The organism is Photobacterium frigidiphilum, assembly GCF_003025615.1.
In the GTDB taxonomy this organism is placed as follows: domain Bacteria; phylum Pseudomonadota; class Gammaproteobacteria; order Enterobacterales; family Vibrionaceae; genus Photobacterium; species Photobacterium frigidiphilum.
Window position 1 is genome coordinate 76,163 of sequence record NZ_PYMJ01000013.1, and the last position, 14,092, is coordinate 90,254.

Annotated in this window: 14 protein-coding genes; 8 read left to right on the forward strand and 6 right to left on the reverse strand. The window is 40.8% G+C overall.

Annotation, left to right across the window (positions count from 1 at the left end; all coding sequences use genetic code 11):
* Positions 1–316 precede the first annotated feature (316 nt).
* The 6 genes from rbsD (at position 317) to C9J12_RS14350 (ending at position 6,473) form a co-directional block, all read left to right on the forward strand.
* The gene (gene rbsD, locus C9J12_RS14325) at positions 317–736 is read left to right on the forward strand and encodes a D-ribose pyranase (protein WP_107243335.1); all 420 of its coding nucleotides are present in this window, start codon (positions 317–319) and stop codon (positions 734–736) included.
* A 35-nt stretch (positions 737–771) separates the two neighbouring features.
* Positions 772–2,286, forward strand: a complete 1,515-nt coding sequence (gene rbsA, locus C9J12_RS14330) for a ribose ABC transporter ATP-binding protein RbsA (RefSeq protein WP_107243336.1) — start codon at positions 772–774, stop codon at positions 2,284–2,286.
* On the forward strand, positions 2,283–3,275 hold the full coding sequence (gene rbsC, locus C9J12_RS14335; protein WP_107243337.1) for a ribose ABC transporter permease: 993 nt from the start codon (positions 2,283–2,285) through the stop codon (positions 3,273–3,275). The genes rbsA and rbsC overlap by 4 nt, the downstream gene beginning before the upstream one ends.
* Positions 3,276–3,374: 99 nt before the next feature.
* A complete protein-coding gene (gene rbsB, locus C9J12_RS14340) occupies positions 3,375–4,253 on the forward strand; it encodes a ribose ABC transporter substrate-binding protein RbsB (protein ID WP_107243338.1) in 879 nt (292 codons plus the stop codon).
* 155 nt (positions 4,254–4,408) lie between these two features.
* Complete coding sequence (gene rbsK / locus C9J12_RS14345; protein ID WP_107243339.1) at positions 4,409–5,329, forward strand: ribokinase; 921 nt, start codon at positions 4,409–4,411, stop codon at positions 5,327–5,329.
* Positions 5,330–5,471: 142 nt separating this feature from the next.
* Complete coding sequence (locus C9J12_RS14350; RefSeq protein WP_107243340.1) at positions 5,472–6,473, forward strand: substrate-binding domain-containing protein; 1,002 nt, start codon at positions 5,472–5,474, stop codon at positions 6,471–6,473.
* A gap of 119 nt (positions 6,474–6,592) precedes the next feature.
* Here C9J12_RS14350 and fabG read toward each other — a convergent pair whose 3' ends face one another.
* Positions 6,593–7,327: a 3-oxoacyl-ACP reductase FabG gene (gene fabG, locus C9J12_RS14355; protein ID WP_006229088.1), complete on the reverse strand. Its 735-nt coding sequence runs from the start codon at positions 7,325–7,327 to the stop codon at positions 6,593–6,595.
* A 289-nt stretch (positions 7,328–7,616) separates the two neighbouring features.
* On the opposite strand from fabG, the gene C9J12_RS14360 reads away from it, so the two are divergent.
* Positions 7,617–8,585 carry a LysR family transcriptional regulator gene (locus tag C9J12_RS14360; RefSeq protein WP_107243341.1) on the forward strand — a complete coding sequence of 323 codons (969 nt, stop codon included), beginning with the start codon at positions 7,617–7,619 and terminating at the stop codon, positions 8,583–8,585.
* 69 nt (positions 8,586–8,654) lie between these two features.
* On the opposite strand, the gene C9J12_RS14365 is transcribed toward C9J12_RS14360, so the two are convergent.
* Complete coding sequence (locus C9J12_RS14365) at positions 8,655–9,887, reverse strand: NAD(P)/FAD-dependent oxidoreductase (protein ID WP_107243380.1); 1,233 nt, start codon at positions 9,885–9,887, stop codon at positions 8,655–8,657.
* Between the two features lie 269 nt (positions 9,888–10,156).
* Complete coding sequence (fghA, locus tag C9J12_RS14370; protein ID WP_107243342.1) at positions 10,157–10,996, reverse strand: S-formylglutathione hydrolase; 840 nt, start codon at positions 10,994–10,996, stop codon at positions 10,157–10,159.
* Positions 10,997–11,329: 333 nt separating this feature from the next.
* On the opposite strand from fghA, the gene C9J12_RS14375 reads away from it, so the two are divergent.
* The gene (locus tag C9J12_RS14375) at positions 11,330–12,199 is read left to right on the forward strand and encodes a LysR substrate-binding domain-containing protein (RefSeq protein ID WP_107243343.1); all 870 of its coding nucleotides are present in this window, start codon (positions 11,330–11,332) and stop codon (positions 12,197–12,199) included.
* Positions 12,200–12,248: 49 nt separating this feature from the next.
* Here the strand turns inward: C9J12_RS14375 and gfa are convergent, their stop codons facing one another.
* The 3 genes from gfa to C9J12_RS14390 form a co-directional block, all read right to left on the reverse strand.
* Positions 12,249–12,854 (reverse strand): S-(hydroxymethyl)glutathione synthase, encoded by a 606-nt coding sequence (gfa, locus tag C9J12_RS14380; protein WP_107243344.1) that lies wholly within the window; start codon positions 12,852–12,854, stop codon positions 12,249–12,251.
* Positions 12,855–12,870: 16 nt separating this feature from the next.
* Entirely contained in the window at positions 12,871–13,263 is a 393-nt protein-coding gene (locus tag C9J12_RS14385) for a cupin domain-containing protein (protein WP_107243345.1), read from the reverse strand.
* A gap of 142 nt (positions 13,264–13,405) precedes the next feature.
* Positions 13,406–13,717 carry a hypothetical protein gene (locus tag C9J12_RS14390; RefSeq protein WP_107243346.1) on the reverse strand — a complete coding sequence of 104 codons (312 nt, stop codon included), beginning with the start codon at positions 13,715–13,717 and terminating at the stop codon, positions 13,406–13,408.
* Positions 13,718–14,092: the final 375 nt, after the last annotated feature.

Genomic DNA, 14,092 nt, shown 5'->3' on the forward strand with positions numbered 1-14,092 from the left:
TTTTGACCATACCTCATTTGATATAAAACCGATCTAATAACCCGTTATAGCCATTTCTGATGCACTTATCTCCCCTTACAGAATCAACGCGTGTGATCCATAACTCCATTTATTCAGTTTAAGCATATTTGTTCTGATCTGAATCACATTTTGTAACAAACAAAAGTGCAAAACATCCAATTTAACTCTACATTTCACTCATCGAAACGTTTGCGTAATCGTTTCGATGAACAAAAAACGCGATTGAAAAGGATTTACCGCCAAGGCTGGCAACATACTTTAAGCATCACCATGACGAATAATTAAGGCGTAACCCATGAAAAAAAACGCACTCATCAACGCTGAATTGTCTTACGTTGTTGCCACTCTCGGCCATACTGATGAGATCACAATTTGTGATGCTGGCTTACCGATTCCTGATGAAGCGCAGCGTATCGATTTGGCTTTAATACCTGGCGTGCCAACTTTCATCGATACCGTTAAGGCGGTATTGGGCGAAATGCAAATCGAAGGCGTTGTTATGGCCGAAGAATTTGCTCAAGTAAGCCCAGACCTACACCAAGCCTTGGTTACACTGATTCGTAATGAAGAATTGTTATGCGGTAAAAAAATCACCTTGTCTTACGTGAGCCACGAAGCATTTAAAGTGCATACGCAAGATAGTAAAGCTGTAATTCGCACAGGTGAATGTACACCTTATGCGAACGTAATTTTCCAATCAGGTGTTGTCTTTTAACACACCTACTCTCGGAATAATCGCAAGGAACTGACATGAACCAGCCAATTTTAGAACTTAAAGGCATTGAAAAAGCATTCCCTGGTGTAAAAGCGCTAGATAATGCTTGTTTGAATGTTTACCCAGGCAAGGTAATGGCTTTAATGGGTGAAAATGGTGCCGGTAAGTCGACGCTTATGAAGTCCTTAACTGGAATCTATGCGATGGATGCGGGTGAAATTCGCTATCAAGGAAAAGTCGTTAACTTTGATGGTCCTCGCCACTCTCAAGAAGCTGGTATCAGTATTATTCACCAAGAACTAAACCTGATCCCTGAATTAACCATTGCTGAGAATATCTTTCTTGGCCGAGAAAAAACCAATGCATTTGGTGGCATTAAATGGACAGAAATGTTCAGTGAAGCCGATGCTCTACTTAAGCGCTTGAACGTAAAACACCACTCCCGCCAGTTATTGGGAGAGTTAAGCCTTGGTGAGCAGCAAATGGTCGAGATTGCGAAAGCCTTATCTTTCAAATCTCAAGTCATCATTATGGATGAGCCAACCGATGCACTAACAGATACCGAAACTGAATCGCTGTTTAAAGTGATTAATGAGTTGCGTGACGAAGGTTGTGGCATTGTCTATATCTCGCACCGCTTAAAAGAAATCTTCGAAATCTGCGACGACATTACCGTATTACGAGACGGAAAATTCATTGGTGAACGCGCTGTAGCCGATACCGATGAAGATGGCTTGATCGAAATGATGGTAGGCCGTCGCTTAGATGAGCAATACCCTCGTATTGATGTGCGCCACGGTGAAACCTGCCTTGAAGTAACAAATCTGACTGGTGCTGGTGTCAATAATGTCAGCTTCAAACTGGATCGCGGTGAAATTTTAGGTGTATCAGGCTTAATGGGTGCCGGTCGTACCGAATTAATGAAAGTGATTTACGGTGCCCTAAAGCGAGAATCAGGCGATATAAAACTTAACGGTAAAACCATTAACCCTGTAACCCCACAAGATGGCTTAGCGAACGGAATTGCGTATATATCGGAAGACCGTAAAGGTGATGGGCTGGTACTTGGATTATCGGTAAAAGAGAACATGTCGTTATGTTCACTCGAGCAGCTCTCTAAAGGTGTTCAGCTGAATCATTACGAAGAAGTGACAGCGGTGGAAGATTTCATCCGCTTATTCAACATCAAAACCCCAACCCGTGATCAAATCATTGGCAACCTCTCTGGTGGTAACCAACAGAAAGTCGCCATCGCCAAAGGGTTAATGACCCGTCCGAAAGTCTTAATTTTGGATGAGCCAACCCGTGGTGTTGATGTAGGGGCAAAGAAAGAGATTTATCAACTCATCAACCAATTTAAAGCTGAAGGCATGAGCATCATCTTAGTTTCTTCTGAAATGCCAGAAGTACTGGGAATGAGTGACCGCATCATGGTGATGCATGAAGGCCGTATCAGCGGTGAATTTATGGCAACCGATGCCGATCAAGAAAAATTACTGGCCTGCGCGGTAGGTAAAACCATCGAGCAGAACAACGAGGTAGCAGCATGAGCAGCAACGCGATGACCAAAACAGACGATCCAAAAAACAAACTAGGTAAAAAGCTGTTCACTAAAGAATGGTTAATTGAACAAAAGTCACTGATCGCATTGATCTTATTGATTGTTGTTGTGTCTTTTCTTAACCCCAACTTCTTTACTGTCGACAACATTTTAAATATTCTTCGCCAAACCTCAGTCAATGCCATTATCGCAGTAGGTATGACGCTGGTTATTTTGACCGCAGGTATCGACCTCAGTGTGGGGTCTGTATTAGCACTTTGTGGTGCATTTGCCGCCACTATGATTGGTCTTGAAATTCCAGCCATCATTGCTGTACCTACAGCCCTACTAGCAGGTGCTGCTTTAGGTGCTATCAGCGGGGTCATTATAGCCAAAGGTAAGGTACAAGCGTTTATTGCCACCTTAGTAACCATGACATTACTGCGTGGTGTCACCATGGTTTACACCGATGGTCGCCCTATTTCTACTGGCTTTACAGAGGTAGCAGATGGCTTTGCATGGTTCGGTACAGGTTACGCAATGGGTATTCCTGTTCCTATCTGGCTAATGGTTATTGTATTCGCTTCAATCTGGTATTTATTGAATCACACTCGCTTCGGTCGTTACATCTACGCACTGGGCGGTAATGAATCAGCAACTCGCTTATCAGGCATTAACGTAGATCGCGTCAAGATTGGCGTCTACGCTATCTGTGGCCTGTTAGCAGCCCTTGCTGGCATCATTGTAACCTCTCGTCTTTCATCTGCTCAGCCAACCGCTGGCATGGGATACGAACTGGATGCGATTGCTGCTGTAGTATTGGGTGGTACCAGCCTTGCTGGTGGTAAAGGTCGCATTATGGGCACACTGGTTGGTGCGCTTATTATCGGCTTCTTAAACAATGCACTAAACCTGTTAGACGTGTCTTCATACTACCAAATGATTGCAAAAGCAGTGGTAATCTTGCTTGCGGTACTGGTAGATAATAAAAATAAGTAATTCGAAAACATAAACCTCTGAGTATTGGCACAATAAACACCCCCAACCCTTTGTTTATTGTGCCTAACAAACTGACCCGAAATATATAAGGAATATAGAATGAAAAAGTTAGCAACCCTAATCTCTGCTGCTGTTCTTTCGGCCTCTTTCAGTACGACTGCATCTGCGCAAGACACTATGGCAATGGTTGTTTCTACGCTTAATAACCCATTTTTCGTCACCATGAAAGAAGGCGCTGAAGCGAAAGCAAAAGAGCTGGGCTACAACCTGATTGTTCTTGATTCTCAGAATGACCCAAGCAAAGAACTGTCTAACGTTGAAGATCTGACGGTTCGTGGCGTGAAAGCCATTTTGATTAACCCAACCGATTCAGATGCTGTATCGAACGCGATTCGTATGGCGAACCGTTCAAATATCCCAGTACTAACACTTGACCGTGGTGCAAGCCGTGGTGAAGTCGTAAGCCACATTGCATCTGATAACGTTGCTGGTGGTGAAATGGCGGGTAAATACATCATGGAAAAAGTGGGCGAAAAAGCGCGCGTTATCCAACTTGAAGGCATCGCTGGTACGTCTGCAGCACGTGAACGTGGTCAAGGCTTCATGCAAGCTGTAGATACCTACAAAATGGATCTGCTAAGTAGCCAGCCTGCTGATTTTGACCGTACTAAAGGTCTTAACGTTATGGAAAACTTGCTAGCAGCAAACCCTGATGTTCAAGCGGTATTTGCACAAAATGATGAAATGGCACTCGGTGCACTGCGTGCTGTTCAAGCGTCTGGTAAAGATATCCTGATTGTTGGTTTTGATGGTACTGAAGATGGCCTTGCTGCGGTTAAACGCGGAATGCTTGGCGCGACAATTGCCCAACAGCCAAGTCTAATTGGTGCTCTTGGTGTCGAAACAGCCGTCAAGGTACTAAAAGGGGAATCAGTTGAGAAAAGCATTCCTGTACCTCTAAAAGTGATTACTGAGTAATCAATACCATGGTGAGTATCTAGGAATGCGTTTCTAGATACTCTTCTTTCTTACACTTACTTCCCCACAGAACAGAATACATCGTTTAATGTCTGCCTGATATTGCAGTATTAACCCATATATTTTGGTAAAGAACACAATAAGAAAGGTTTTGTATGAATAAGTTAGTTGTTCTAGGTAGCGTTAACGCTGATCATGTTCTTCAGGTTGCTTCTTTTCCTCGCCCAGGCGAAACGTTACACGGTCACAGCTATTGTGTTATTCCTGGCGGCAAAGGGGCAAACCAAGCCGTTGCTGCTGCTCGTTTAGGCGCAGACATTGCCTTTATCGCGAGTGTCGGTGACGACAGTTTTGGTCACCAAATGTTAGAAGCATTTGCCAATGAAGGGATGAATACCGAAGCAGTAATGGTTGAAGAAAACATGCCGACAGGTATTGCGATGATTCAAGTTGCAGCTACGGGTGAGAACAGCATTTGTATTTCAGCTGAAGCAAATGCGTGCTTAACCGCTGAACGTATTAAGCCTCATCACGCCTTAATTGCCAATGCTAATACGTTACTCATGCAATTAGAAACACCAATAGAAACCATTGAAGCTGCAGCCACAATTGCGAAACAATCTGGTACAAAAGTAGTATTAAACCCTGCACCAGCGCAACCATTAACAGATGACTTATTGCAACTTGTTGATATGATTACGCCCAATGAAACTGAAGCTGAACTGCTAACAGGCATAAAAGTCGAAGACATGGCATCTGCGCAACAAGCGGCTGATGCACTTCATGCCAAAGGGATCAAATGTGTAATGATCACATTGGGCAGTAAAGGGGTTTGGATTAGCCAAGACGGTAAAGGCCAACAAGTTGAAGGTTTCCGTGTTGATGCTACAGATACAACTGGTGCTGGCGATACATTCAATGGTGCTTTATTAACTGGTTTACAAGCAGGTCGTAAAATGGATGACGCAATCCGTTTTGCACATGCAGCCGCTGCAATTTCAGTAACACGTATGGGTGCTCAAACATCTATTCCACACTTAAGTGAAGTAGAACGATTTCTTACTGAGCACAGCTAAATAGCAATTAAATCTGAATCGCAGCGCGTATTTATACCAACTTGGATAAGTAAATGCTCATAAACTTATTTAGGTTGGTATTACGTTAAGTTTATGTTTTAAGTAGTAAGCTGCGATCAGACATTGAGTCAGGGAGAGTTTAATGGCGACAATTAAAGATGTTGCAAAACATGTGGGGGTTTCTACTTCAACAGTCAGCCACGTACTCAACAAAACACGCTTTGTCAGTGAAGATATATCGACTCGCGTATTAGCCGCAGTAGACGAGCTGAACTACGCACCTTCTGCGCTGGCTCGTAGTTTAAAAGTAAAAAATACACGTACTTTTGGTATGCTCGTCACCACCTCAACAAATCCATTTTTTGGTGAAGTAGTCAAAGGTGTTGAACGTCGGTGCTATGAACACGGCTATAACCTGATTCTCTGTAATACCGAAGGCGATATAGCTCGCATGCATTCCAACCTTGATACCCTGCTACAAAAGCGGGTAGATGGTCTGCTTTTAATGTGCAGCGAAGTCGACAATGAAGAATTCAATTTATTCGCTCGTCACCAGCCAGTACCGACCGTTGTCATGGACTGGGGCCCTATTGATTTTCCAAGTGATAAAATTCAAGACAACTCACATCACGGTGGCTATTTAGCAACCCGTCATCTTATTGCTCAAGGTCACACTCAAATTGGCTGTTTAACCGGCCCATTAGACAAATTACCGGCTCAGCAACGCTTGTCTGGTTTTGTTCAAGCAATGGAAGAAGCTGGATTAACAATCAACAAAAGTTGGATAGCATCGGGTAATTTCGAATGTGAAGGTGGTGAAAAAGCATTTGAAGATCTCTACGCAAGAGGCCGTTTACCGACAGCACTTTTCGTTTGTAACGATATGATGGCAATGGGCGTCATTAATACTGCCAATAAAAAAGGTATTTCTGTACCTAGCGATATCTCCATTGTGGGTTACGATGATATCAAGCTGGCTAAATACATAACGCCATCGTTAACAACTATTCATCAGCCCAAGCACCGGTTGGGTCAACAAGCCGTCGATACGTTACTTGATAAAATTCAAAGCCAACGTGAAACTAACCTAATTATCCAACTTGAGCCCACATTAGTAGAACGAGACAGTGTCAAAAAGATGTAGCCAGTTTCTGCTTATGATTAGTAACAAATAGTATATTCTTCATTTTTTAGATATAAAAAAAGCAGGTTTATGGTGATAAGCCTGCTTAAAGTTTTAGCACATCGTTACTTTTATTATTATTAAATCACTAGGCCACCATCGATCTTCAAGGTTTGCCCTGTGATAAATGATGAACGTTCACTCGCAAGGAACAATGCCCCTTCCGCTATATCTGTTGGTTTGCCCATTCGTTTAAGTGGCGTTTTATTTGTCATGTAATCCAAGACTTTTTCTGGTAAATCTTTGGTCATTGGCGTTTCGATAAAGCCAGGTGCTATGCAGTTAGCGCGAACCTGAGCCCCTTTACGAGAAAATTCTTTCGACCAACCTTTCGTCATGGCGATAACACCACCTTTGGTTGCCGCATAGTTACTCTGACCAATATTGCCATCAGTACCCACAACTGAAGACATAGTAATAATAGAACCAATACCATTTTCAATCATAATGGGCGCAATAGCTTGTGTCATATTGAAAACCCCTTTCAGGTTCACATCAGCCACCATATCCCATTCTTCTTCGGTCATTTTATCAATAAGGTTATCACGCGTTATACCTGCATTATTTACCAGCACATCAATATGACCAAATTCGGCCTTAATACTTGCTATTGCCACACCGATAGATTTTCTATCACATACATTGAGCTCTAAAGCACGCACATTGTTGTATGCTGATTCAAGATCTGCCATTACTGACGCATTCATATCGCATGCAAAAACCATTTTTGCATCATTTTGTGCGAAGGTTTCTACAATACTACGTCCAATTCCTTGAGCACCACCAGTCACTATACAAACTTTATTAGTTAACATGATTTTATTCCCTTTTAATATCAATCAAAAAGCATTGTTGATGCACACTTTGGTATACACAACGAAATCTAACAACACAGTAAGTGCCTATGCACTAAAGATCCTTTTGGTTCATTTTAAATGATTAAATCCAAATGATTACCACCAAAGGTGCAAAACTGCTTTGCAATATCGAAACTGAATAGCGCAACACATCTGCAATAGCGTGCATAGAATAAATTTGATATAAGTATATACATAGTACATACAAATAAATTGATCTCAGTACCATTACTAAACAGGATGTTAAATGCTCAACAAGGTTGTCTTTTTTTTGCATGTCGTCAGAAGTGGGTCACTAAGTGAAGCGGCAAAGCAGTATGGTATTTCAGCATCAGCAGGAAGCCGATGGTTAAATGAACTCGAAGAAAAAATGGGCGTAGGCTTAGTAAAACGTACTACACGAAAAATAAGCCCAACTCAGGCAGGTCTGCACTTGTTTGAGCAATTTAGCACCATAAACAACCAAATTAATGATGTTTTCAATGAAGTTCAAAATTTAAGTAATGAAGATAAAGGGACAATTAAAATTGCAAGTACTCCCCTATTTGCAAAACATTTTTTAAGCCAGATTATTGGTGAATATGTTCATGAGAACCCTTTTATTAATTTTGTTGTAATTGAAACAGCTTTCGATGTCGATCATGTACATGATGTCGATTTCGCGATTCGTGCAAACGCAACTTATCGTGGCTTTCAAAATAAAGATAGTTTACTGGTTAAACGCACCTTATTACGTGAACCTCTTACCGTTTGTTGCTCTCCAAGCTATATCAAAAAGTACGGCGAACCTATTTACCCCCATGATTTAACAAAACATTTATGCTTGTATGCCACCACGCTAGTAGGGGGTAATAAATGGTTTTTTGAACAAGATGGGGAATATAACACGGTTGAAATATCGCAAACAGTAGAAGCTGACGACAGCGAAATACTTAAAAATATTGCACTCGCAGGCGGAGGAATTGCGTATTTACCTTACAGCCTAATTCAGCGTTCTGTTGCACAGGGAAAGTTAGTCCCCATTTTGAATAATTATATCAGCAGCGAATTTGAATTAAGTTTATATTTTAAACCCAGAAAGCATATGCCCGCCCGTTGTGCAAACTTTAAAGATTTTTTGATTCAACGAGTTGAAGAGATCTCTCTCGAAAAGAAAGAAAAGGAAGCAAATAAGAAAGCAGAGTCAAACTGCAGTTTAAGCACACAGATTATATGAGAAAGCCAGAATGACGTATTCTGGCTTTTAGACGCTGCCATCAATAATTAAAGCAGTATTAAAGTAGCCTTAGGAAATATTTCCTTTGTAATAAGGATTCAACGCGCACTTGATACGTTTTAGTAAAACTAAAGCCGTTACACGCCCCCAGCCAAATAAGATCTGTTGGTGCAGGCGGAAAATCGTATCGTAAAGATTGCGAACAAATCGGCCACGTAAGATCAGTTTATTATTCATCAAGCTGCCCACGGCGTAATCGTGCCCTACCGCAATCACCATACCACCATCGTTAAAAATAAAAGGTTTTAGCGCCTTCCCTTTTAATAAACGCTTAAACTGGCGTGCCAGATGTCCTGCAGCTTGATTCGCTGCCTGTGCTCGTGGTGGTACAAACGAGCCATCCGCTTGTGGACATTCCGCACTATCACCCAACACGAAGATTGCATCATCAAGTGTCGATTGCAGGTTAGCATCAACTTTGAGCTGATTTAAGCGATTGGTTTCGAGTCCATCTAACTGAGTTAACCACTCAGCACACTTGATCCCTGCCGCCCACATTTGTAGATCAGCGACAATTATTTCCCCTTCTGCAGTCACTAATTTTCCAGCTTCTGCACGTTGCACTCGGGTATTAGTACGCACTGTTATCCCTTGCTTTTCGAGCGCTTTTTGCACTTTTTCTGACATACATTCAGGACCAGCAGGCAATACTCGATCAGATGCTTCTATTAAGGTAATAGCTAGCTCTGAGCCATGACGATAGCGTTGCAACTTAGCACTGACTTTAGCCAACTCTGCCGCTAGCTCCACCCCTGTAGCACCCGCACCAACAATAGATAAATGGTGCTTACCTTCCGCCCTGAGTAACGGATTAATTTGCTCCCAAGCAAGTTGAGCTTGCAACGAGGAATCAAGAAACAGACAGTGATCACTTACACCTGGTGTTTTAAAGTCGTTACTCACAGCCCCAACAGCAATCACTAGATAATCATAATCAAGCAAAGATTCTGCACCATTTTCATTGCGTAATTGGAGTGTCTTCGTTGTTCGGTCTAAACTTGACATCGCAGCTTGAACATACTGATAGTCATTACAACGGGCATGCTGTAAGTAACTTACCGCATCCAGTTCAGCATCAAAGGTACCCGCAGCGATTTCATGTAGACGAGGCTTCCAATAGTGGTGAGTGGAAGGTTCAACCAGAATAATTTCATGAGTATCGCGACGACCAAAGCTTCTACCTAGACGAGTTACCAGCTCTAGACCTGCGGCACCGCCTCCCACAACAACAATTTTTGACATAGTATGCTCTACCATTTTAACGCCAGTCTGTTGGCGTTTGGAAATCTGATAACTCGTCATAACAACGAGCAATTATGTGATGTGGGTATTATATTGATACCAAATGAAATGATAATCCGCTGTTTCATCAAATGACTATTACCAAAATGAAACAATGCTAAAGAACAAAGTATAAAAAGCAATCAGCAATAAATAGAAATACAAATAAAAAATCCCGCCGGGCATACACCCGGCGGGATAAAAGTTAGTACATAGCAATATGAAAGGCTTTACTGATTTAGGTGACTCGCATGAAAACGTAAATGCTGTTCAATAAAGCTACTGATCAAGTAGTAACTATGGTCATAGTCTACATGTTGATTTAACTCTAGTGGGTATCCACTTGCTTTAGCGGCATCAGACAATTTCTTGGACGTGAGCTGATCGTCAAGGAAGCCATCGCTCTCGCCTTGGTCAACCCGTGCTGGCACAAAATGTTTGGCTTTACGCATCAAAGCACAAGTATCATAGCTCGCCCAGCTTTCACGATCTTGACCAAGATAAGCCGTAAATGCTTTTTGTCCCCAAGGCACATCCATCGGGTTACTGATCGGACTAAATGCAGATACTGACTGATAGCGTTCTGGATTGCGCATTGCTATTACCAGTGCTCCATGCCCTCCCATTGAGTGACCGGAAATCGCACTTTTTTCATTTATCGGAAAATGTGTTTCAATCAATTCTGGCAGTTCATCAACCACATAATCATACATCTGATAATGTCGATTCCATGGTGCCTGCGTTGCGTTAACATAAAAGCCAGCCCCCTGACCTAAGCCATGATCTACATCATCGACAATATCATCACCTCTTGGGCTCGTATCCGGTGCCACAATGGCGACCCCAAGTTCGGCAGCAAGGCGCTGTACACCCGCTTTTTGCATAAAATTTTCGTCAGTGCAGGACACATCAGAAAGCCAGTAAATCACTGGTACCTTTTTTCCACATACAACCTGTGGTGGCAAAAAAATGGCAAACTGCATAGTGCAATTTAAGATATTTGAGTAATGGCTGTATTGTTTATGCCAACCACCAAAAGACTTATTTACACTAATATTTTCAATTGTCATTTTTCTATCTCTTTGCACTGAGTTGTCCCTCTCGTCTCATAGAGTAAAAGGAACTTAAAAACCAAAAGCGGTTACTTTACCGATGTGAATTCAAAGGAAGTTATATGTCCTGTTTCAATAGGACTCATTATATTACTTTCACTAAAGATGATAATCGGCTAAAAAAACAAATTACTTTTACTATCAGGTAATAATAATAACTGGTTTTATCTTCACAGTTTGAACAAGGAGAACGATCCGCTTCAGTAATTTTTCCGCGTAAAATTGCTTGCTTTTATTTCAATGAAGACGATAATCCAATCAATATTGAATTATTTTTACGTGGTAGTAATAATGTTTAACTGGGAAGGAGTCAGTGAGTTTGTCGCTGTTACTGAGACTGAAAGCTTTACCGCAGCATCAAAACGACTGGGGATTTCAACAGCCCAAGTTAGTCGTCAAATCAGTGCGTTAGAAAAAAGATTATCTGCTAAACTGTTTTACCGTACTACCCGAAAAGTGTCTGTAACCGATGTTGGTCGCGTTTATTACCAGCACTGTCGACAAGTTCTAGACGGGTTAGATGAAGCTGAAAGAGCAATCAGTAATTTGCAAAGCTCGCCTCAAGGGAAATTAAAAATTACGGCTCCCATTACCTATGGTGAAGGTACTGTTGCACCGTTAATAAACGATTTCACTCTTCAATATCCCGATCTTGAGGTTAACCTACAACTATCAAATCAAAAAGTTGACTTAATCGACGAAGGATATGATTTAGCGATTCGCCTTGGTCAACTGGAAAATTCTTCTATGATGGCCAAAAGGCTGGGATCTCGTACCCAATATGTTTGTGCTTCAGAAAAATATCTCTCGACCCATGGTGTCCCTTATTCATTATCTGAACTCAATCATCATAATTGCCTTCAAGGAACACTCGACTATTGGCGTTTTCAAGAAAATGGCAAACACCGTAATATTCGAATTAAAGGCAACCTTCGTTGTAACAGTGGCCATGCACTAACTGATGCAGCCCTAAAAGGACTTGGTATTGTTCAACTGCCTGACTATTACGTACAAGAATATATCGACAATCAACAGCTCATACCATTGTTGACCCAATTTACCGAGAGTGATGATGGGATCTGGGCGCTCTACCCACATAACCGTCACCTATCACCTAAAGTACGTATGCTGGTTGATTTCCTGAGCGAGCAACTAAACTAACAGCGTAAAATTGGACTAATCAAAAAAAGGCTCCAAAGAGCCTTTTTTATTATTTGCTATTCGCAATATGTGTTGCGATTGCATCCATTAATACAGGAGAAAGACAATCATAAGGTTCTAAACCTTGCGATTGTAATTGCTTACGTATTGCCCCCATATCTTCAGGGTTTGTTCCTGTTTCTATAATTGATGATACAAACGCTGCGAACTCAGGTGCTGACCAACCTTTTTCTGCTGATAGTTCAGTATGAATAAAGTCTAAGCCAAAGAACGGGTGATCGGTATTGTCAATTCGACCATACATGTGCACACCACAATCCTTACAAGCAAATCGCTTAATGGCTGCACTCTCGTCAACAACCTGAAGTTTCGACTCATTATTGGTCACTTTCAGGTTATCTCTTGGTATTACTGCAACCTGTGAGAACAAACTATCGTTAGGCTTCCAACACTTAGAGCAACCACAAACATGGTTATGAGCACTTTGCCCTTTTATCTCAACAGTAACTGTATTTGAACGACAATGGCATTTTAAAACGCCGCCCTCAAAATTATCTGATGTTGGTTGGATGCCGTTATCAACATTAGGATGAATATGCACACCATTCGAAGAGCAGAATGCCGCTTTATATTTATTAACTATTTTATTTATCATGGTAATACCTTAAATATTATGCTTGTGGTGCAAATTCAGGAGCTGCTTTTCGGTGAGCGGTATAAATTGCTTCACCATCACTTTCAGCGTCAAAAATAACAGATACATTAGGAGAAAATAAAATAACATCACCAACTTCAGCAATATATTTATTACCTTGTTGATCACGCATTACAATTTTGCCTTTTGTGACCACTTTATATTCTACAGAATCATAAAGATATTCAAACTCAATGCCTGGTTCCATAATGAAGTGACCAATCGTTAATGCATTTGAGTTATTTGTCACTGCAACTTCAGCCATTTCGCTTTTTAAGCCATCAACTTCAAGAAGTTTACTTAAATCATTCAGTTTAAATGAACCTGATTTTAATAGAGTGATACCCGGTTTATCAGATAGAGCCGTCATTTTTTGTTCCTTTATTTATGCTTTATACCAACCATAGAGAAAAATAATAATATTATGTGATTGGTATTTTCATGAAGTCCCTAAACGGAACACTATTCAAATATTGAGCAATACTTTTAACTTGGGTATAAGTACGTAATCTTTAGCGATTACTCACACCGTGGAACGCACTGCGTGAAAATTCAGCACCATCAACGGTTACAGCTTTATATTGAATAGAACGTGAGCTATTTAATGGTAATGGAATAAATACACGCCCATTTTCATCAGTGCTAAATGATTGATTTAGTTGAGTCAACTTAGGAGTTGTAACTACTGCATTCTCTTCTGCTACACCATTTTTAGATACCGTAACCCACGAACCATTTTTTGTATCTACGATATTAATATCAGCTAACGTTGCCGCTGAAAATAAAACCAACAACGTAGAAATAGAAACATTTAACTTTTTCATTATTTACCTTAATTATAAAGTGGTGTCTAGCACTTAATGCATTACGAATCACCTTCGACATCAAATCTATATATCATAGAATTTGTCGATCTTGTTCAGCATTACAGTAGACAGAATTAATATGCATATTGCATTACTATTAAATAAACATCAGAGCGTTTATTTATGCTCTTCGTTTTGATGGAGCGATTATGCTTCATTCCATCATTAGTGATAATCTACCTTTTAGATAAATGACTTTTACCATAATGTAATAATGTCGATAAACATGGTGATAAACACAGACTTAGCCTATATAGCGAAACATTCAAATAGTACAAAATCATTCATCAGCATCATTATTAATAGCTGCATGTAATAAAAAATTTAACTTTC

What these genes read in the sequence shown, in the direction of transcription:
- fghA (WP_107243342.1), bottom strand. Translation starts at nt 10,996, where the DNA reads ATGACAATTGAAAATATTAGTGTAAATAAGTCTTTTGGTGGTTGGCAT.
- C9J12_RS14365 (WP_107243380.1), bottom strand. Translation starts at nt 9,887, where the DNA reads ATGTCAAAAATTGTTGTTGTGGGAGGCGGTGCCGCAGGTCTAGAGCTG.
- rbsD (WP_107243335.1), top strand. Translation starts at nt 317, where the DNA reads ATGAAAAAAAACGCACTCATCAACGCTGAATTGTCTTACGTTGTTGCC.
- C9J12_RS14390 (WP_107243346.1), bottom strand. Translation starts at nt 13,717, where the DNA reads ATGAAAAAGTTAAATGTTTCTATTTCTACGTTGTTGGTTTTATTTTCA.
- rbsC (WP_107243337.1), top strand. Translation starts at nt 2,283, where the DNA reads ATGAGCAGCAACGCGATGACCAAAACAGACGATCCAAAAAACAAACTA.
- C9J12_RS14360 (WP_107243341.1), top strand. Translation starts at nt 7,617, where the DNA reads ATGCTCAACAAGGTTGTCTTTTTTTTGCATGTCGTCAGAAGTGGGTCA.
- C9J12_RS14375 (WP_107243343.1), top strand. Translation starts at nt 11,330, where the DNA reads ATGTTTAACTGGGAAGGAGTCAGTGAGTTTGTCGCTGTTACTGAGACT.
- rbsB (WP_107243338.1), top strand. Translation starts at nt 3,375, where the DNA reads ATGAAAAAGTTAGCAACCCTAATCTCTGCTGCTGTTCTTTCGGCCTCT.
- rbsK (WP_107243339.1), top strand. Translation starts at nt 4,409, where the DNA reads ATGAATAAGTTAGTTGTTCTAGGTAGCGTTAACGCTGATCATGTTCTT.
- C9J12_RS14385 (WP_107243345.1), bottom strand. Translation starts at nt 13,263, where the DNA reads ATGACGGCTCTATCTGATAAACCGGGTATCACTCTATTAAAATCAGGT.
- C9J12_RS14350 (WP_107243340.1), top strand. Translation starts at nt 5,472, where the DNA reads ATGGCGACAATTAAAGATGTTGCAAAACATGTGGGGGTTTCTACTTCA.
- gfa (WP_107243344.1), bottom strand. Translation starts at nt 12,854, where the DNA reads ATGATAAATAAAATAGTTAATAAATATAAAGCGGCATTCTGCTCTTCG.
- rbsA (WP_107243336.1), top strand. Translation starts at nt 772, where the DNA reads ATGAACCAGCCAATTTTAGAACTTAAAGGCATTGAAAAAGCATTCCCT.
- fabG (WP_006229088.1), bottom strand. Translation starts at nt 7,327, where the DNA reads ATGTTAACTAATAAAGTTTGTATAGTGACTGGTGGTGCTCAAGGAATT.